The organism is Alcaligenes sp. SJTW-7 (assembly GCF_047716895.1).
GTDB lineage: Bacteria > Pseudomonadota > Gammaproteobacteria > Burkholderiales > Burkholderiaceae_B > Alcaligenes > Alcaligenes ammonioxydans.
Map to the genome: position 1 here is coordinate 795446 of NZ_CP136682.1, position 18780 is coordinate 814225.

14 protein-coding genes are annotated in these 18780 nt (G+C 59.2%); 4 read left to right on the plus strand and 10 right to left on the minus strand.

What is annotated here, in order from left to right; all coding sequences use genetic code 11:
• Positions 1 to 8: 8 nt before the first annotated feature.
• Entirely contained in the window at positions 9 to 848 is an 840-nt protein-coding gene (locus tag RSQ48_RS03550) for an alpha/beta fold hydrolase (RefSeq protein WP_003803616.1), read from the minus strand.
• A gap of 218 nt (positions 849 to 1066) precedes the next feature.
• On the opposite strand from RSQ48_RS03550, the gene RSQ48_RS03555 reads away from it, so the two are divergent.
• Positions 1067 to 1513, plus strand: a complete 447-nt coding sequence (locus RSQ48_RS03555) for a MaoC family dehydratase (RefSeq protein WP_039943847.1) — start codon at positions 1067 to 1069, stop codon at positions 1511 to 1513.
• 208 nt (positions 1514 to 1721) lie between these two features.
• Here RSQ48_RS03555 and RSQ48_RS03560 read toward each other — a convergent pair whose 3' ends face one another.
• Positions 1722 to 2915, minus strand: a complete 1194-nt coding sequence (locus RSQ48_RS03560) for an acyl-CoA dehydrogenase (RefSeq protein WP_003803610.1) — start codon at positions 2913 to 2915, stop codon at positions 1722 to 1724.
• Positions 2916 to 3205: 290 nt separating this feature from the next.
• Between RSQ48_RS03560 and RSQ48_RS03565 the strand changes: the two genes are divergently transcribed.
• Complete coding sequence (locus RSQ48_RS03565; protein WP_003803608.1) at positions 3206 to 4087, plus strand: LysR substrate-binding domain-containing protein; 882 nt, start codon at positions 3206 to 3208, stop codon at positions 4085 to 4087.
• Positions 4084 to 5829, plus strand: coding sequence for a gamma-glutamyltransferase (ggt, locus tag RSQ48_RS03570; protein WP_003803606.1), 1746 nt, complete (start codon positions 4084 to 4086; stop codon positions 5827 to 5829). Before RSQ48_RS03565 ends, ggt begins: the two co-directional genes overlap by 4 nt.
• Positions 5830 to 6135: 306 nt before the next feature.
• Here ggt and purU read toward each other — a convergent pair whose 3' ends face one another.
• From purU to RSQ48_RS03595, 5 genes are all read right to left on the minus strand, one after another.
• Positions 6136 to 6990 carry a formyltetrahydrofolate deformylase gene (purU, locus tag RSQ48_RS03575; RefSeq protein ID WP_201024875.1) on the minus strand — a complete coding sequence of 285 codons (855 nt, stop codon included), beginning with the start codon at positions 6988 to 6990 and terminating at the stop codon, positions 6136 to 6138.
• A gap of 25 nt (positions 6991 to 7015) precedes the next feature.
• The gene (locus RSQ48_RS03580) at positions 7016 to 8131 is read right to left on the minus strand and encodes an NAD(P)/FAD-dependent oxidoreductase (protein WP_003803603.1); all 1116 of its coding nucleotides are present in this window, start codon (positions 8129 to 8131) and stop codon (positions 7016 to 7018) included.
• An 87-nt stretch (positions 8132 to 8218) separates the two neighbouring features.
• Positions 8219 to 8731: a flavin reductase family protein gene (locus tag RSQ48_RS03585; protein WP_336579802.1), complete on the minus strand. Its 513-nt coding sequence runs from the start codon at positions 8729 to 8731 to the stop codon at positions 8219 to 8221.
• Between the two features lie 39 nt (positions 8732 to 8770).
• On the minus strand, positions 8771 to 9403 hold the full coding sequence (pdxH, locus tag RSQ48_RS03590; protein ID WP_003803601.1) for a pyridoxamine 5'-phosphate oxidase: 633 nt from the start codon (positions 9401 to 9403) through the stop codon (positions 8771 to 8773).
• A gap of 9 nt (positions 9404 to 9412) precedes the next feature.
• Complete coding sequence (locus RSQ48_RS03595; protein ID WP_003803600.1) at positions 9413 to 10084, minus strand: gamma-glutamylcyclotransferase; 672 nt, start codon at positions 10082 to 10084, stop codon at positions 9413 to 9415.
• 376 nt (positions 10085 to 10460) lie between these two features.
• Here RSQ48_RS03595 and RSQ48_RS03600 point away from each other — a divergent pair, with 376 nt between their 5' ends.
• Positions 10461 to 11261: a ThiF family adenylyltransferase gene (locus RSQ48_RS03600; protein WP_415302166.1), complete on the plus strand. Its 801-nt coding sequence runs from the start codon at positions 10461 to 10463 to the stop codon at positions 11259 to 11261.
• Here RSQ48_RS03600 and RSQ48_RS03605 read toward each other — a convergent pair.
• The 3 genes from RSQ48_RS03605 to uvrA are packed head-to-tail and all read right to left on the minus strand — an operon-like array spanning position 11238 to position 18689.
• Positions 11238 to 11888: an aminotransferase class IV gene (locus tag RSQ48_RS03605; protein WP_415302167.1), complete on the minus strand. Its 651-nt coding sequence runs from the start codon at positions 11886 to 11888 to the stop codon at positions 11238 to 11240. The two genes, RSQ48_RS03600 and RSQ48_RS03605, sit on opposite strands and share 24 nt — an antisense overlap.
• A 10-nt stretch (positions 11889 to 11898) precedes the next feature.
• Positions 11899 to 13011: an aminodeoxychorismate synthase component I gene (gene pabB / locus RSQ48_RS03610; protein WP_003803597.1), complete on the minus strand. Its 1113-nt coding sequence runs from the start codon at positions 13009 to 13011 to the stop codon at positions 11899 to 11901.
• Positions 12984 to 18689: an excinuclease ABC subunit UvrA gene (gene uvrA, locus RSQ48_RS03615; protein ID WP_415302168.1), complete on the minus strand. Its 5706-nt coding sequence runs from the start codon at positions 18687 to 18689 to the stop codon at positions 12984 to 12986. Before uvrA ends, pabB begins: the two co-directional genes overlap by 28 nt.
• Positions 18690 to 18780: the final 91 nt, after the last annotated feature.

Consider the following 18780-nt stretch of genomic DNA (forward strand, 5'->3'; position numbering starts at 1 on the left):
TGAGTTCCTCAGGAACTGGGAGAGTCTGCTGTTGAGCGGGCTGTTTGCTGCAAAAACTCCGCAATCGCCTGGTTGACCTGCGTTTCCTTGTCCCGGTAGGGCAGGTGGCCACATTGCTCCAGCTCCAGCAGCTCGGTGTGAGGCACCAACTGCTTGATGCGCCGGATTTGCTCCAGCGTGCCATATTCATCATCGACCCCCTGAATCGCCAGGACCGGACACGGAATCCGGCTGACCTCCTGTTCAATGTTCCAGTCGCGGAACTCGGGCTCCGTCCAGGTTGCGTTCCAGCCCCAGAAGGCAGATTCCACGTCATCGTGATAGCGTGCCAGACGTTCACGCAAAAATCCTTGTTCATAGGCTTCACGGGCCACCAAAATGCCACGCAAGGAAATATCTTCCACAAACAGGTGGGGGGCCATCACGACGATACCTTGCAGTTTCTCGCCAAAACCACTGGCTGCCAACAGGGCAATTGAGCCTCCGTCACTGTGACCCACCAGTACAATCGGCCGTTTCTGGCCGTCCTCGCCCAGGTGCTGGAGCAGTTGAGGCAGGACATCTAGGGCCTGCTCATGCAGGTAGTCGGGGGTTTTGGGGCGGTTGTCGGGGCGCGGAGTGCTGCGGCCATAGCCATAGCGTGAGTACATCAGGCCACTACAGCCAGTATGCTCACACAACTGCGCTGGCCAGTTCTTCCACATGGCAATGGAGCCCAGCCCTTCATGCAGGAATACCAGTAGCGGGGCAGTTTCCCGTTCTGGGTAAATGCGTTGATATTCCAGTTCAATGGCTTGTGTGCCTTGAGTCAGACTCGCAAATTGCAAAGATGAATCCAGTGTTGTCATAGCCGTGTGATCTTCAGATGCCCTGAACCGACCGGGCGCAAAGGTAATCGGAAAACCCTCTTTATGCCATAGATTGAGGTCGGGCGTACAGGCAGGCCAATGCGGGTCCTTGATGTGGACATTTTGCCGCTGTTTATGGCTGCTTCGGCTGCGATGCTGCAAATTCTGGCAGAGATGGTAGAGTGGCGATCTCGATCTTTTTTTTGTTGCGCCACAACATGAAATTTGCTGAATTTGAAGTGGGCATGCTGATTAAGCATCCACTCGTACCGGTAACGCGCGAAGAGATGCTGGATTTTGCCCGCAAGTACGATCCGCAGTCTTTTCACATTGATGAAAATCAGGCTGAACAAGGCCATTGGGGCGGCCTGATTGCCAGCGGCTGGCTGACCTGTGCTAAAGCCATGCGTATGGCAGTGGATACGAGCCTGCATGACTCTGAATCCTTTGGGTCGCCCGGGGTGGAGCGTCTGCGTTGGGTCTTGCCCGTGCGGGCGGGAGACTCCATTCGTCTGGAAGCCACGGTTGCATCCAAACGGGTGTCCAGCAGCCGTTCGGATCTGGGCATCATCCGCTGGAACTGGAATGTATTTAACCAGCGCGATGAACTGGTGCTGGAGCTGGATGCGACCAGCATGTTTGAACTGAAGCCTTCACAAGAATAATAAATAGCGTCACGGCGGTGACGCGACTCTCTCGCGAGACAAATATTCACACCTTGTTAGGGATGAGCAGCCCCTTGTTGGGGATGCTTTTTGCAGCTGGGCGCCTTGTTCGTCCGTGCAGCGGCGGTTTGTAATGGGGTATGAAATCGCCCGCGCCCAACCTCCCAAAGAGGCAGGGGCAAGCCGTCTTGCCCCTGTTGGCTTCGGTTTAAAAGAAAGCCTGAATTCCGGTTTGTGCGCGACCCAGTATCAGGGCGTGCACGTCGTGCGTGCCTTCGTAGGTATTGACGACCTCCAGATTGACCAGATGGCGGGCGATGCCGAACTCGTCGGAGATGCCGTTGCCGCCCAGCATGTCGCGTGCCAGACGAGCGATGTCCAGCGCCTTGCCGCAGGAGTTGCGCTTCATGATGGAGGTGATCTCGACTGCTGCCGTGCCTTCGTCTTTCATTCGACCCAGACGCAGGCAGCCTTGCAGTGCGAGAGTGATCTCGGTTTGCATATCGGCCAGCTTTTTCTGTATCAGTTGATTGGCAGCCAGTGGACGGCCAAACTGCTTGCGGTCCAAGGTGTACTGACGAGCGGTATGCCAGCAGGATTCGGCGGCGCCCAGAGCGCCCCAGGCAATTCCGTAGCGCGCCGAGTTCAGGCAGGTGAAGGGACCGCGCAAGCCTGAAACATGAGGCAGCATCTGGCTGTCGGAGATTTCCACATCGGCCATGACAATCTCGCCGGTCAGTGAAGCGCGTAAACCTACCTTGCCGTGAATGGCGGGCGTGGACAGGCCTTTCATGCCTTTTTCCAGAATGAAGCCGCGGATCTTGCCGTCGTCTTCACCGCCCACGACTTTGGCCCAGACCACCAGCACATCGGCAATCGGGGAGTTGGTAATCCAGGTTTTGCTGCCGCTCAGGCGATAGCCGCCGTCCACTTTGAGGGCGCGACTTTCCATGGCTCCAGGGTCCGAGCCATGATTGGGCTCGGTCAGCCCAAAGCAACCGATCCATTCACCGCTGGCCAGTCTGGGCAGATATTTCTGTTTCTGCTCCTCGCTTCCAAATTCAAAAATCGGCACCATGACCAAGGAGGACTGCACGCTCATCATGGATCGGTAGCCCGAGTCCACCCGCTCTACTTCGCGGGCAATCAGGCCATAGCTGACATAGTTCAGCCCCGCGCCACCATAGGTATCCGGAATGGTGGCACCCAGCAGGCCCAGCGACCCCATCTCGGCAAAGATGGCCGGGTCAGTCTGCTCGTGGCGGAAGGCCTCCAACACGCGCGGCAGCAGTTTCTCCTGTGCGTAAGCATGGGCCGCATCGCGCACCATACGTTCTTCATCGCTCAACTGCTGGTTCAGCAGCAGGGGGTCGTCCCAATGGAAAGAGGGGTTGGCAGACATAGAGGTACTCCGGGAAAAGCAAATTGGGTCAATCAGGTGGTGCCAGAAAGGCCGCCATCGGTCTGAGAAACAAAAAGAGCGGTTTGAACATCGCTGACCGCAGCCACGAGGAGTCGTGGTGTGCACATTGTTGTGCTCTCAGAAGGCAAGGGGCCGACGATATTCCTGTAAAGTCTCAGCATAGTGTGCATAAAGCGCACAAGGCAATTGATAAAATTGCACAATGTCGTGTGCTGGCGTAACGATGTCGCCGCAGGATAGGTAGCCAGTCAGGAAAAGAGGGGGAGCAAATGAGACAAGGTGTGCCCAGCTTGGGTGCCTTACAGGCCTTTGAGGCCACTGCACGCCTGGGAACCTTTTCCCGTGCCGCGGAAGAACTGTCCTTGACGCATAGCGCTGTGTATCGGCAGGTGAGCGGCCTGGAGCAGCGTCTGGGTGTCACCTTGTTGACGCGGGTGCGGCGGCGTTTGGTCTTGACGGCGGCAGGGCGCGATTATGCGGCGCGCATTCGCCATCATCTGGAGCAGATCGGTAAAGACACATTCAGTCTGATTGCGCGGGCCGGTGTAGGCCGCAACATTCATCTGGCTGTGCTGCCGACCTTGTCCACCGTCTGGCTGATGCCGCGTCTGGCCCGTTTCGCCCAGTGCTACCCCGATATCACGGTCAGCCTGTCGGTTCGTACCACACCGTTTCAGTTCGGGGACCACCCCTTTGATGCTGCTATCTATCATGGGCGGCAGCTCTGGCCGCAAACCGAAGGCATCAAACTGTTTGATGAAGGCGAGCTCGTGCCGGTCTGCTCACCTCATCTTGCAGTCGACGGGAGCTGGCAAAAGTTGGTCCACCTGCATATGTCGACGCGTCCGGATAGCTGGTTACACTGGTATCGGTCTGCGGGTCTGGAGCCTGATCTGCGTGTCAGTTCGGGACCGCGCTACGAGCTGTTCAGCCTGCTTCTGGCTGCCGTGCAGGCTGGGATGGGGATGGCGCTGATGCCACGCTTTCTGATCCAGACCGCGCTGGAGCAGGGCGAATTGCTCATGCCATTCCCCCATGCCATGCCCGTGAGCGAGGCATATTTTTTTAGTTATCCGACCGCCAATCAACCCAGTGAAGCGGTGCTGTTGCTGGAGCAATGGTTGCTGGATCAGGAAAAGGAGAATCCATGAGCGTGTATTGGAAGCCGGCACTGCTGTCGGCGCTTGTAGCTTTGTCGCTGGCCTTGCCCGCGCAGGCCAGTCAAACCGCGAGCCAGCATGCGAACCCGGAAGCCGCCAGCAATGTCATGCAACGTGACAGGCTGGTCACTCAGAAAAGCATGGTGGTGACGGCGCATCCTTTGGCAAGCCGGGCTGGTTTACGTATGCTGGATCAGGGAGGCAGTGCGGTGGATGCGGCTATTGCCGCTCAACTGGTCTTGGGGTTGGTGGAACCCCAGTCGTCCGGTATTGGTGGAGGTGGCTTTGTTTTGCTATTTCAGCCAGAGTCGGGTTTGACGAGTTACGACGGGCGCGAAACCGTGCCTGCCGCCAGCCCTCCGGACCGTTTTGAGCTGGACGGTCAAACCCTGTCTTTCAAGCAGGCAGTCAATAGCGGACGTTCCGTAGGGGTGCCGGGTTTGTTGCGCGCCCTGGAGCTGATGCACAAGGACGGTGGCGTCCTGCCCTGGGCCTCCCTGTTTGAACCGGCCATTGAGCTGGCCGAAGATGGCTTTGAGGTCAGCCCCCGCTTGCACACCTTGATTGCCGACAACCCCGAGCTGGCCGACAAGGCGGCTGCGCGTGCCTATTTTCTGGACGGACAGGGAAGACCATGGCCGGTTGGCCACCGTCTTCGGAACAAGGAGTATGCACAGGTGCTGCGCTTGTTGGCCAGCCAGGGCGCACAGGCTTTCTATCAAGGGGAACTTGCCCAGGATATGGTGGCTGCTGTTGCCGCCGACCCGATTGCGGGCGACTTGACGGTGTCCGATTTGACGCAATACCGGGCGCTGCGACGTGAGCCCCTCTGTATGGACTGGCAGCAGGTGGCGCTCTGTGGCATGGCACCGCCCAGTTCAGGGGCGATCAGTGTGATGCAGATGCTGGGTATCTTGCAGCACACGCCTATTGCTGATGTGAAGCCGCAATCTGTGGAAGCGATTCATTATTTCTCTGAAGCAGGGCGTCTGGCCTTTGCAGATCGGGATGCCTGGGTTGCTGATCCGGCATTTGTGTCTGTGCCACAGCAGGCTTTGCTGGCACCGGCGTATTTGAAATCCCGTGCCGCCTTGATTCAGCCAGGCCGATCCATGGGTCATGCCCAGCCGGGCAAGCCTTTGGCTGACGCACAAGCCGCCACTGACAACACGCCCGAGTTGCCCTCCACCACGCATCTGTCGGTGGCGGACGCCAAGGGGCAGGTGGTTTCCATGACCACCTCGGTGGAGTCGGCCTTTGGCAGCAAGATCATGGTTCGTGGCTTCTTGCTGAATAATCAGCTGACAGACTTTGCCTTGAACCCCAAAGACGAGATGGGCCGTTTGTCTGTTAATCGGGTTGAACCGGGCAAGCGCCCGCGCAGTTCGATGGCTCCGATGATGGTGATGCAGGATGGGCGTCCTGTGATCGCGCTGGGTTCTCCCGGCGGCAGCGCCATTATTCCCTATGTAGCCCAGGCCCTGACGGGCATGCTGATGTGGAACTTGGATGCTCAAGAAGCCGTCAGCCTGCCGCACTATGGCAGCCGCAATTGGGCGACAGAGCTGGAGGCCGGCACTGCGGTGACGGAACAGTCGCAGGCATTAAGGGCGATGGGGCACGAGGTACGCGAGCAGCCTTTTCCCAGCGGTACGCATGTCATACGCTGGACCCAGGAAGGGCTGGAAGCGGGGGTAGACCCTCGGCGGGAAGGATTGGCGTTAGGGCAGTAGACCAGCGTGGCGGTGCTTGGTCCGAGGTCAATCTGCGAGGAACCGGGCGAGGCATGGCTCATGATGCATTTGGGGCTGCCGTCCGTCTTGGCGACAGGCCGGTGGTGTTCTGGCAAAGAGACTGGCACAGCGAACGGTCTGTTGTTAGCAACGGTCCACAGGACTCATTGACAGGAAGCGAGCAATTCTCAGGCTTTGCCCTCTGAAGCCAATCGGCTGGTCATTAAAAAAGCCCTCAATGCGGTGGATAGAGATCCACGCATTGAGGGCTTTTTATAAGGTTTCTGGCAGGCTTGATCGTGCGGCTTAGCGGAACACGACGGTGCGCTGATCGTTCAACAAAATCCGGTGCTCCACATGGGCGCGCACGGCACGGGCCAGAACCAGAGACTCCACATCGCTACCGATCTGGGTCAGTTCGGCTGGGCTGACAGCGTGGGTTACATGTTCCACGTCCTGCTCAATGATCGGGCCTTCATCCAGATCTGCAGTCACGTAGTGGGCAGTGGCGCCGATAATTTTCACACCACGGGCATGGGCCTGGTGATAAGGACGTGCGCCCTTGAAGCTGGGCAGGAAGCTGTGGTGAATATTGATTGCGCGGCCTGACAGGGACTGACACAGATTGGTGGACAGAATCTGCATATAGCGGGCCAGTACGACCAGATCAATTTTCAGATCACGAGCCAGATCGATGATCTGCTGCTCTTGTTGTGGGCGGGTTTCCGGTGTCACCGGCAGGTGATGGAAAGGAATGCCGTACGAGGAAGCCAGACCGGCGTGGTCCGTGTGGTTGGAGGCCACAGCCGCGATTTCCACAGGCAACTGGCCGCTGTGGGCGCGAAACAGCAGATCGTTCAGGCAGTGGCCCTGGCGGCTGACCAGAATCAGCAGGCGGGCTTTGCGCTGGGCGTCGTAAATATTGGCGTCCATGCTGAATCTTTCAGCAATGGGGGCAAAGCTGGCTTGCAGGGCGCTGACGTCCTGTGTTTCAGGCAGGGAAAACTGGATGCGCAGGAAAAAGCGGTTGGTGGCGGCATCGCCAAACTGCTGTGCTTCAAGAATGTTGCCGTTTTGCTCAAGCAGCCAGCCCGATACGCTGTGGACAATGCCGGTGCGATCCGGGCAGGATAGGGTCAAGATGTAATCGTTCATCGACAGTATTGTAAAGATTTCAGAAAAGTTTTTAAGCTGCCTGGGCCAGAACGTGCTGGCCGTGTTGTGCAATCGCTAAACACGCGGTCAGGCCGGGTGATTCGATGCCGAACAAATTCAGCAAACCCGGGATGCCGTGGGTGGCAGGTCCCGAAAAAACGAAGTCGGCGGCCGCGTGGCCTGCAGGCACAATTTTAGGCCGAATACCGCTGTAGGCGGGGTTCAGGCTGTTATCGGGCAAAGCGGGCCAGTATTCGCGCACGGCGGCATAAAAGGATTGACCGCGTTGCGGGTCCAGGTCGTAGTTTTCGTCCTGCACCCACTCCGTGTCAGGGCCAAAGCGGGCCTGTCCAGCCAGATCCAGGGTCAGATGCACACCCAGTCCGGCTTTATTGGGCATGGGGTAGATCAGGTGCTTGAAGGGGGAGCGGCCCGCCAATGAAAAATAGCTGCCCTTGCACAGATAGGCCTGGGGAATATGGCTGGGGTCCAGCCCCTCGATATGTCGTGCTGCCATTACCGCGCCTAGTCCGGCCGCATTGATCAGGTGTGTGGTGGTCAGGCTGAAGGGCTCAGCCCCGCCCACGTGAACCTCAAAACCTTGGCCGGGCAGGACCTGCGCACGGATAAAGGGGGTATTGAACACCAATTGTGCGCCGTGGTTCTCTGCATCGCCTTGCAGTGACAGCATGAGGGCATGGGTGTCTACAATGCCGGTCGAGGGCGATAAGAGGGCGGCGCTGCAGCTCAGGGCAGGCTCCAGCGCCTTGGCCTGGGCGGCATCCAGCCACTGCAAGTCGTTTACGCCACAGGCGCTTGCCTGGGCCTGCAGTTTGCGCAAGTCGGCTTCCTGTTCAGCGCTGCCCGCCACAATCAGCTTGCCACAGCGTTGGTGATCGATATGGTGATCCCGGCAATAGTCATACAGCATGTCTTTGCCTTCGACACACAGCCGGGCCTTCAGGCTGCCCGGGGTGTAGTAAATGCCCGCGTGTATGACTTCCGAATTACGCGAACTGACGCCGTTGCCGATACTGGCGGTTTGCTCGATCAGCAAAACCTCCATGCCTTGCCGGGCCATTTGCCGGGCGCAGGCCAAACCCACGACACCCGCTCCCAGCACTATGCAGTCGACATCGTTTGGCATGATTAATACCTTATTGGCGTAGTAGAGCAAAAGGCGTAGTGTACTCCCGCCCTGAAGCGGCGGGCAGGCGCGTTTTGCAACAGCCCATCACGCCAGGGACGGGGTCAGATCAAAGTCGCCCGCATGGTAGATCAGGGGCTGGTGAGCGCTGCGCTCGCAGTGGGTAACTTCACCGATAAAGATCAGGTGGTCGCCGGCCTCATGGACGGCATAGGGCTTGCATTCGAACCAAGCGCTGCAACGATCGTCGTCCAGCATGGGCAAACCTCGCGGTGAGCGTTTGAGCGGGTGATCCCGAAAGCGCTCAGCGTGCTCTCCCCAGGCAAATCGCTTGGCCAGCGCTAGCTGACTGGCCCCCAAAACGTGAATCACGTAACCGTCACCCTGCACAAAATGCGGCAGGGATTGAGAACGTTTGGCCAATGACCACAAGACCAGAGGCGGGTTCAGAGAGACGGAGTTGAAAGAACTGACGGTCAGGCCAACGGCCTGGCCTGGAACGTCTTTGTTGGCGCCGGTCACGACCGTCACGCCTGTGGCGAAACGGCCGAGTGCCGAACGAAAGAAATCACTATCGAAAGAAGAAGAAAAAACAGTCATTGCATCGAGTCTGACGGGAGGGCACCCCCAAAGGGTACATTACGGAGCCAGTCGGCTCACCTGCCAATCAGATGGGTCCTTGCGGTCGAACACCAGCCTGTCGTGCAGGCGCGAGGCGCGGCCCTGCCAGAATTCGACGTGGTCTGGAGTCAGTCGGAAGCCACCCCAGTGTTCAGGGCGGGCGGGATGTTCACCTAAGCTTTCAGTGTACTGCTTGGCACGTGCATCCAGCTCGGCACGGCTGATGGGCTGGCTTTGTGGCGAGGCCCAGGCGCCAATGCGCGAGCCCAGAGGGCGGCTGTGGTAATACTCGTCCGATTCGGCCGCGCTGATACGACTGATACGGCCTTCAAAGCGCACTTGACGCTGCATGGAGGGCCAGAAAAAGGACAGGCTGGCCCATGGGTTGTGGTCCAGCTCCGTACCTTTGCGAGACGTGTAGTTCGTGAAAAACACCAGCCCTTGTTCGTCGTAAGCTTTAAGCAGGACCACACGCGCCGATGGGCGGCCGTCGGCACCTACGGTGGCCAGGGTCATCGCATTGGGTTCAACTTCCTTCAGTTCAATGGCCTGATCCAGCCAGCGTTGGAATTGCTGGCGAGGATCGGCACATAGTTCATCTTCGCTCAGGGAAAAGCGTTCGTACTCGTTACGCAGATCGGCAAGGGACATGGGGCGCTCTTAGGCTTGTTGAGGATTAAGCAGTGCAGTGTGACTCTGTAGCAATTGAACCACTGATTGCAGGCGTTTATCCAGAATTTTAGAGCGTTGCAGCGCCGAGGCGGTTTCCATGACGTATTCAATGCAAGGGCCATTGGTGCCCTGGGCCGAATACACCACTTGTCGCAGTTGCTCGTCGGGCATGCGGGGAACGTAGGCATCGGTCTTGCGATTCATGGTAAAGACCAGTGCACGAATATCGCCCTGGCTGGTGCGGCAGCGCAACCAGCGGGGAATGTATGCCCCGCTGGGCATCTCGCGCAGCCACAGGGCATCGAATACCTTGGGCACGCTTTCAGCAGGAATACGAAACGCCATGCCCCGGCACGATCCGCCCACATCCAGGCCAAACACCAAACCGGGTTGTTCAGGAGTGCCGCGGTTGATCCGTGACCACAGGCACAGCGCCCGGTGATAGCCGCGCAGCAGGGCCTGGCGTTGTTCGGCGAACTCAAAATCGGGACGCCAGATCAGGGAACCGTAGCCATAGACCCATAGGTCCTGCTTTTCACACCACTGCACCTCTTCCAGGGATTGACGCAAAGAGGCGTTGCGCTCTTCGTCGGTCAGGACACGGAAGCTGCACGGTGTGGGTACGGCGGAAGGCGAGGCGGAAATAGAATCGATGTTCACGGCAAAAAAGGGGGAAAGCCAAAATCACAGATGCTTGAAACCTATGACGATTGTAGAACAAGCACAGTCCACTGTAGCGGGCTTTCTCGCTGATAACTAAGGAAAAATACTAATTTGCTTATATGAGTGTTGCTATTTGGCAGGGACCCGTCAAGCCGCCAGGGCATAAGGCCTGTTTCACGGGCTGTGCAGGCGAAATTAGACGTAGAATTATCCATTAGCCTTGGTGCAGACCTTGCTGTTGATGGCCTGGTCGAGCAAGGCAAGAGGGATATGGGGCGCCGCAGGCGCCCCTGCCTTGTGGTGGAGACATGCTGGCCTGCAGGCTGGCGTTCTGCACGGGTTTGGTCGCAACGGCCAGTGATGGACAGAGGGCATGACAGAGCAGCACAACATGGATGCCGAACGCCGTTTCGGCGGTTTGGATCGTTTGTATGGAGCCGGCGCGCGCGACCGTCTGGCTGCCGCCCATGTGATGGTGGCCGGCATCGGCGGCGTGGGAACATGGGCCGTGGAGGCGTTGGCCCGTTCTGCGGTGGGCCGGATTACCCTGATCGACCTGGACAATATTGCCGAGTCCAATATCAACCGCCAGTTGCCTGCATTGGACAGCACCTTGGGGATGGCCAAGATTGAGGCCATGGCCCAGCGCATCAGGCAGATCAACCCGCACTGTGTTGTGCAGTTGATTGAAGATTTCGTGACCGAGGACAATGCGGCCAGCCTGATGGAGCAGCGTCCTGACGTGTTTCTTGATTGTACGGACCAAGCCAGTGCCAAGATCGCGCTGATCTTGCAGGCCCGTCGTCTCAAGGTGCCCTTGCTCAGTTGTGGCGGTGCCGGGGGCAAGACCGATCCCTTGAGCTTGCGCCGGGGAGATTTATCGGTGGCGCGCCATGACGCCCTACTTGGCAAGCTGCGTCAGATTCTGCGCAAACAGCATGGCTTTGCCCGAGGCAGTGATGCACAGGGACGGGCCTTGAAGCGCGTGCCTCGCATGGGAGTGGATTGCCTGTGGTTCGAGCAGGAAACCCGCCTGCCGCAAAACTGGACTCAGGCTGAGGATGGGGCGTTGCAAGGGTTGGCCTGTGCGGGCTATGGCTCCGGGGTGACCATCACGGCCAGCATGGGCATGCTTGCGGCCGATTACGCCTTAAGCCGGATCTTGAATCAGTAAGGCATCCTGCCAGCCGCGCAGGGCGTTCGAGACCCGGATCGCACGGGCATTGAGCAAGGCGTCCAGGGAAATCTCGGTTTCACGTGCCAGACCGCTGTTAAGCAGGGCCTGCCGTTGTACACCGGGCAAGAGCCAGCCGTGGGCTGGAGGGGTCCACCACAGGCCCTGCTCATCCTGAATATAGATGTTGCTGCGGCTGCCCTCGCATACCCGATTTTGCGTGTCCAGAAAAATGACATCAAAAAGCTGGGGGTTTTGTTCCAGCAGGGCACTCGCTTCCTGATACCAGGGCCGATGCGTGGTCTTGTGCGAGAGCAGCGGGTCCAGTGCGGGTAGTGGGGTGGGGGACAGGCACAACTGCAAGGGCCCCTCCAGTGCAGGCAGGGGTTGGGCCTGGGCATGGGCGCTGGCCTGCGCACTCCAGAGTATGCGCAAGCGCAAGGGAGTATGGGCGGGGGCCTGGCCCAGAGCCTGGTGCATGGCTTGCAGCCAGGTTTGCGCATCCCAGTCGTAGCCCAGCTCTGCACAACTTCGCGCGACACGTTCCAGGTGCAGTTCCAGCAAGGGAATCTGGCCGTCAGCGTCTACTCGCAATGTTTCTATCAGCTCAGGTTTGCTTTGGCTCATGGTGCTGCCTTTAAGTCAGTGTTACAGGGGCTTGCAGGACCCGTGCTTTCCACAGGCACTCCAGCCACTCCTGGTCCGGGTCTGAGTCCAGTACGATCCCTCCGCCCACCCCAAAGACGCCCTGGCCGTGCATGTCCAGCTCCAGGCTGCGGATGCTGACATTCAAGGACAGGTCGCCTGCGGGGCTGAGGTAGCCCACTGACCCACAGTAAATGCCACGGCGCTGTGGTTCCAGCTTGCGTATGCATTGCATGGCGGCCAGCTTGGGGGCGCCCGTAATAGAGCCGCAAGGGAACAGGGCTCGCAGCAAGGTTTCCAGGCGGCAGTCCGGGTCTACTTCAGCCTGAATGCTGGAGGTCATGGTCCAGACCGAGGCGTATTGCTCAACATCGAACAAGCTGGTGGTTTGTACGCTGCCGGTGCGGGCGACTTGTCCCAGATCGTTGCGCAGCAGATCGACAATCATCAGGTTTTCAGCCCGGTCCTTAATGCTGTGCTGCAGCTCCTGGGCGTTTTGCTGGTCTTGAACCGGGTCCGTATCGCGGGGGCGCGTGCCTTTCATGGGCCGGGTACGCACGATATTGCCTCGTTTTTCCAGAAACAGTTCGGGCGAGAGCGACAAAATATGGCGATCCCCGATCTCCAGGTAGGCGGCATAGGCGACAGGGTGACGAGTGGCCAGAGCCGTATACAGATCGCGTGGGACCATCTCCGACTGGATACGCAGGGGCATGGTGTAGTTGATCTGGTAGAAATCCCCGGCTTGCAGGCCTTGCTGGACCTGGGCGAGCGCATCCCGATAGTTCTGCTGGCTGAGCTGCAACTGGACGCTCAGTTCAGGCACGACCTGGCTGTCCCACAAATCGACTTCCTGGGCGCCTTGGAATACCAGGGCATTGAGCGGCGCATGTTGGGTTTGTTCACGGGCGGGCAGACGCGGCTCGAACAGTTCGGCCAGCTCATAATCCAGGGCCAGAGCCACCCAGTGTCCCGCTTGCCGGGCATGTTCTATTTGTTCAAAAGCACGACCTAGCTCTTCAGGGCTACGGGCCTGGATATGGCCCACATAGCCCTGCATTTCCAGCGCATAGCCTTTTAGTCTGTCTTCAAATCGGCCATACATGCGCCGTGTTCCTTTAAAAATTGAGCCAGAGCCATGCCGGTATGCGAGGCACGGTTGGCCTGGACCTGATCGGGGGTGCCTTGCACCACCAGTCTGCCGCCGCCTGAACCTCCCTCGGGTCCCAGATCCACGATCCAATCGGCTTCGGCAATCAAATCCAGATTATGTTCAATCACCAGCACCGTATGGCCTGCATCGACCAGGCGGTGCAAGACCACAATCAGCTTTTCCACATCGGCCATGGACAGGCCCACGCTGGGCTCGTCCAGTACATAAAGCGTGTGCGGGGCCTTGTAGGCGCGTCCTGTACGCGTGATGCCTTCGTCCAGGCGGGCCTTGACCAGTTCGCTGACCAGCTTGACGCGCTGCGCCTCGCCGCCCGACAGAGTGGGGGAGGGCTGACCCAGAGTCAGATAGCCCAGCCCCACGCTTTGCATCAGTTGCAGGGGGCGCAATATTTTAGGATGGGCAGCAAAGTATTCAACCGCCTCGTCCACATCCATTTGCAACAGCTGGCCGGCGGAAACGTCGCGCCAGGTCACCGCCAGTGTTTCCGGATTGAAGCGCTGGCCGTGACAGGCGTCACAAGGCACCTTCACGTCCGGCAGGAAGCTCATTTCCAAGGTGCGCATGCCCTGGCCTTCGCACAAGGGGCAGCGACCATCGCCGGTGTTAAAGGAGAAGCGTGAAGCGCTCCAGCCGCGCAGGCGGGCATCGTTGGTATTGGCAAACAGTTTGCGTACTTCATCCCAGAAGCCGATGTATGTGGCCGGGCAGGAGCGGGGTGTTTTGCCAATCGGGGTCTGGTCCACTTCCAGCACGCGGTCCAGGCTTTCCCAGCCGCTGATGCTGGAGCAACCCTGCCACACAGGCTTTTCTTTGCTGCCGACAACGCGCTGCAAATTATCCAGCAGCACATCGCGGGCAAAGGTGGATTTACCGGAACCCGAGACACCGGTGACCAGACTGAGCTTGCCCAGCGGAATACCGGCCTGGACCTTGTTCAGGTTATGCAGGCTGGCATCGTGCACCGTCAGCATGGGCGCATCGGCCTGAACGGGACGGCGCGCCTGCATGGGGTGTTTAAGCGGCTCGCGCAAATAGCGGCCAGTCAGCGAATTGGGGTTGGCCTCGATTTCTGCCAGCGTACCCTGGGCGATGACTTCACCGCCACGTTTACCGGCACCGGGGCCCATATCAATAATGTGCTGGGCACGGCGTATGGTGTCCTCATCGTGCTCGACAACCACCAAAGTATTCCCATTGCCTTCCAGACGCGCCATGGCGTTCAGCAGAATCTGGTTGTCGCGCGGGTGCAGACCAATGGTGGGTTCGTCCAGCACATAGCACACGCCTTGCAGGTTCGAGCCCAACTGGGCGGCCAGACGGATACGTTGGGCCTCGCCACCCGACAAGGTGGGGGCGGCACGATCCAGTGCCAGATAACCCAGGCCCACTTCATGCATGAAGTCCAGACGGCTGCGGATCTCGTTCAGGATATCGCGGGCAATGTCCGCTTCACGACCACTCAGGTTCAGGTTGCCGAAAAAGGTTTGTGCCTCATCCACAGGCAGGCCGGCCAGCTTGGCAATAGACTGGTCGCGCCATTTGAACGCTAAGGAAACGGGGTTCAGACGCTGACCGTGGCAGCTCGGGCATTCCACCGCCTCGCCTTCATAACCGTTGTTCCAGCTGTTTTCTTCGCCGGTTTGATCCTGATCGAAGCCGGTCAGTTTCAGGCCGGTACCGAAGCAGTCCTTGCACCAGCCGTGCTTGGAGTTGTAGGAGAACATCCGGGGGTCCGGCTCGGGAAAGCTGGTACCGCAGCAGGGGCAGGCCCGTTTGACGGAGAAGTGCTGCTGACGGGCGTTGGACAGTGGCTTGCCCTGGCGGCGCTCGTCCAGCGACAGGCTGCCCGAAGGCGTCAAAGGGGCCAGCACGCTAAAGGAGCCGTGGCCCAGTTCCAGCGCATCGCGGATAGCCTGACGCAGTTGTAGCTCGTGGCGCGGATCAACAATCAGATCAGCCACCGGCAGTTCCAGCGTGTGCTCGCTGTAGCGATCCAGGCGTGGCCAGGGGGTCACGGGGATGAATTCGCCGTCGACGCGCAAATGAGTATAGCCCTTGCCCTGAGCCCATTTGGCCAGGTCGGTGTAATAGCCTTTGCGGGCGGTCACCAGCGGGGCCAGTAAACCAATATGCTCGCCCTTGTGGTCGCGCAACAGTTGGGCGGCGATCTGCTCGGCCGTTTGTGGTGCGACCGGGACTTGGCAGTCCGGGCAGTACTGGGTGGCCAGTTTCACATACAGCAAGCGCAGAAAGTGGTGGATTTCCGTCATGGTGGCCACCGTGGACTTGCGTCCGCCGCGGCTGGTGCGCTGTTCAATGGCGACCGTAGGCGGAATGCCATAAATCGCATCGACATCAGGCTGGCCAGCTGGCTGAACAATGGCGCGTGCGTAAGCGTTCAGGGATTCCAGATAACGGCGCTGACCTTCATTAAACAAAATGTCGAAGGCCAGGGTGGATTTGCCAGAACCGGACACCCCTGTCACTACCGTGAAGGTGTTGTGCGGGATGTGAACCGAGATGTTTTTCAGATTGTGCTCACGGGCATTCAGAATGGCGATCTGGCCATCGTTGCTGCCGCCTGAGCGGGCCTTGTAATCTACCTCGGGTTCCTGAAACAGGGCAGCGCCTGTGCCCAGAATAGCGTGTTCGTACTCTTTGAGGGCCTGGCCAGTGTGCGATTGGGCCAGCGCCATGATGTCGGCCGGTGTTCCTGCTCCCAATAACTGGCCGCCGTGTTCGCCCCCCTCAGGGCCCAGATCAATAATCCAGTCGGCAGCGCGGATCAGGTCTAGATTGTGCTCGATGATCAACAGACTGTGACCGGCGGCCAGCAGTTTGCGGAAGGCGCGCATCAGGCGGGCAATGTCGTCAAAGTGCAGGCCGGTTGTGGGTTCGTCGAACAGGAACAGATTGCCCTTTTTGGCGACCTTTACCTGGCTCAGGCGGGTGCGTGAGGCCTGGGCCAGATAGGCGGCCAGCTTTAGACGCTGTGCTTCACCGCCCGAGAGCGTGGGCACGGGCTGACCCAGTTTCAGGTAGTCCAGACCGACATCGGCCAAGGGAGCCAGGCCCGTTTGCACGTCGCGCAGGCCTTCGAAGAATTCCATGGCCTGATGCACGGTCATGTCCAGTACCTCGTCAATCGAGGCACTGCGTCCGAAGTGTTCAATACGCACTTCCAGCACTTCGGGGCGGAAGCGCTTGCCATCGCAATCCGGGCAGCGCAGGTACACATCGGACAGGAACTGCATTTCGATATGTTCAAAACCGGTGCCACCGCAAGTCGGGCAGCGGCCATCACCACTATTGAAGCTGAAGGTACCCGGCGTGTAGCTGCGTTCTTTGGACAGTGGAGCCTGGGCGAACAGCTTGCGGATCGGGTCAAAAGCGCCCACATAGCTGGCCGGGTTGGAGCGTGCCGTCTTGCCGATAGGTGTCTGGTCCACCATCACCACTTCGGCAATCTGCTCGGCGCCCAGCAGGGCGCCGTAAGAACCAGGGGCTTCTGTCGGTTTGCCTTGTTGTTTCAGGATGGCCGGGTAGAGCACGTCCTGGATCAGTGTGGATTTGCCTGAACCGGAAACGCCGGTCACGCAGACCAGACGGCCCAGCGGAATGGACACGGAGATATGGCGCAGATTGTGCGCACTGACATCTTCCAGCAGCAGGCGCGGGGTATTGTCGGCCACCGGCATGGGGCGGGGCGATTCGATGCTCAGCTCGCCACTCAGGTAGCGGCCTGTCAGCGTTTCCGCGCCGCGCAAGGCTTGGGGCGAACCATCAAACAGAATCTGGCCACCGCGCTCGCCCGGGCCGGGGCCCATATCCAGAATACGGTCGGCAGCCACCATCACTTGTGGGTCGTGCTCGACCACAACCAGCGTGTTGCCATTGCCGCGCAGACGGTGCATCACTTCAATAATGCGGTGCATGTCGCGCGGGTGCAGACCAATCGACGGCTCGTCCAGCACGAACAAGGTGTTCACCAGCGAGGTGCCCAGCGCCGTGGTCAGGTTGATACGCTGTACTTCACCGCCAGACAGGGTGCGGCTTTGGCGGTCCAGGGATAGATAGGACAGGCCCACATCGCACAGATAATCCAGACGGGACAGGGTTTCTTTCAAGAGCAGGTCGATGGCCGCATCGCGTGCGTCGCCAAAGTGCAGGCCACGGAAAAACGTGCGCACGTGCTCGATAGGCAGGCGCATCAGGTCCGGGACGCTCAGGCCGGGCATGGCATCCAGTTGCTCGCGCAGCCAGTTGGAATGCACGGGCATGAAACGTGGGTAGCGGGAATCGGCGGGGGCGGCCTGATCGCCCACACGCCACAAGCTGGCTTCGGGTTTCAGACGAGAGCCGGCGCAGGCCGGACAGGTGGTGTAACTGCGGTATTTGGACAGCAACACACGCACATGCATTTTGTAGGCGCGTGATTCCAGCCAGTTAAAGAAACGCTGGGCGCCGTACCACTGGGTTTTCCAGGCTTGATTGCCACCCTTCCAGTCCGGGGTGCCATTAATCACCCAGTCGCGTTCTTCCTGGCTCAAGTCCTTCCAGGGCACGGACAGGCGCACGCCAGCAGCCGGTGCATAGCGCTCCATTTCCACTTGGCATTCTTTGTAGCTGGCCGTCTGCCACGGGCGGATCGCGCCTTCCAGCAGGCTTTTGCTGGGGTCGGGAACCACTAATCCGTAATCAATACCCATCACCCGCCCAAAACCGCGGCAGGTGTCACACGCGCCCAAGGGCGAATTGAACGAGAAGGTACTGGCAACCGGGGTACTGTATTCAATATCGCATTGGGCACAATGCAGGCCCTGGCTGAAACGCCAGGCGGTCTCGGGACCCTCTGCGCTGGCGGAGGCATAAACAGTCAGTTTGCCCTGACCATGGCGCAAGGCGGCCTCGATCGCTTCCATGAAACGCTCAGGTTCGACTGTGCTGGCACGGAAGCGGTCCTGAATGACATACAGAAGCTTCTGTTCAGTCGATGTGGCTCTGGCACTCTTGCCTTTCTTGGGGCCATCACCGCTGGCGGTGACCGTATGGGTTTCCTCGTGATGCAGGCGGGTGTAACCCTGCTGATGCAGCAAGGTTTCGATTTCTTCTTGCGTGAAGTTGGCGGGAACCTTGACCGCAAAGGTCAAAACCAGACGAGGGTCGTCATGGTCGGCTGCCAGTTTGCGAATTTGCTTGGCGATGCTGTCGGCATTGTCGCGGCGTACCGGCTGAGCACACTGGCGGCAATACAGCTCGCCCAGGCGGGCATACAAGAGCTTGATGTAATCGTTCAGCTCCGTCATGGTGCCCACCGTGCTGCGTGAATTGCGCACCGGGTTCACCTGATCGATGGCAATGGCGGGCAAAATGCCCTCGATGCGATCGACCTGGGGCTTGTCCATGCGATCCAGAAACTGGCGCGCATAGGGGGAAAATGTTTCCACGTAGCGCCGTTGGCCCTCGGCATACAGGGTGTCGAAAGCCAAAGAACTTTTGCCCGACCCCGATACGCCCGTAATAACCAGTAACTCGCCCGTTTTTATACGTACATTCAGATTTTTCAGAGTGTTCTGGCGGGCGCCAAAAATGCGGATTTCTGAGCTCATGGCAGGGTCGGCTTTCTGGAGATGGCAGGGTAAGGAAGCGGCAGGGGAAAGGCCTGGCAAACAGGCCTCATGCGCCAGTTGGAGCGGTACA

Bases quoted from the DNA above. Each gene is read 5' to 3' on its own strand.
- pabB (WP_003803597.1), bottom strand. From the start codon at position 13,011: ATGTATGGCCGATTTGAAGACAGACTAAAAGGCTATGCGCTGGAAATG.
- ggt (WP_003803606.1), top strand. From the start codon at position 4,084: ATGAGCGTGTATTGGAAGCCGGCACTGCTGTCGGCGCTTGTAGCTTTG.
- RSQ48_RS03560 (WP_003803610.1), bottom strand. From the start codon at position 2,915: ATGTCTGCCAACCCCTCTTTCCATTGGGACGACCCCCTGCTGCTGAAC.
- RSQ48_RS03565 (WP_003803608.1), top strand. From the start codon at position 3,206: ATGAGACAAGGTGTGCCCAGCTTGGGTGCCTTACAGGCCTTTGAGGCC.
- uvrA (WP_415302168.1), bottom strand. From the start codon at position 18,689: ATGAGCTCAGAAATCCGCATTTTTGGCGCCCGCCAGAACACTCTGAAA.
- RSQ48_RS03600 (WP_415302166.1), top strand. From the start codon at position 10,461: ATGACAGAGCAGCACAACATGGATGCCGAACGCCGTTTCGGCGGTTTG.
- RSQ48_RS03550 (WP_003803616.1), bottom strand. From the start codon at position 848: ATGACAACACTGGATTCATCTTTGCAATTTGCGAGTCTGACTCAAGGC.
- RSQ48_RS03585 (WP_336579802.1), bottom strand. From the start codon at position 8,731: ATGACTGTTTTTTCTTCTTCTTTCGATAGTGATTTCTTTCGTTCGGCA.
- RSQ48_RS03555 (WP_039943847.1), top strand. From the start codon at position 1,067: ATGAAATTTGCTGAATTTGAAGTGGGCATGCTGATTAAGCATCCACTC.
- RSQ48_RS03580 (WP_003803603.1), bottom strand. From the start codon at position 8,131: ATGCCAAACGATGTCGACTGCATAGTGCTGGGAGCGGGTGTCGTGGGT.
- pdxH (WP_003803601.1), bottom strand. From the start codon at position 9,403: ATGTCCCTTGCCGATCTGCGTAACGAGTACGAACGCTTTTCCCTGAGC.
- RSQ48_RS03605 (WP_415302167.1), bottom strand. From the start codon at position 11,888: ATGAGCCAAAGCAAACCTGAGCTGATAGAAACATTGCGAGTAGACGCT.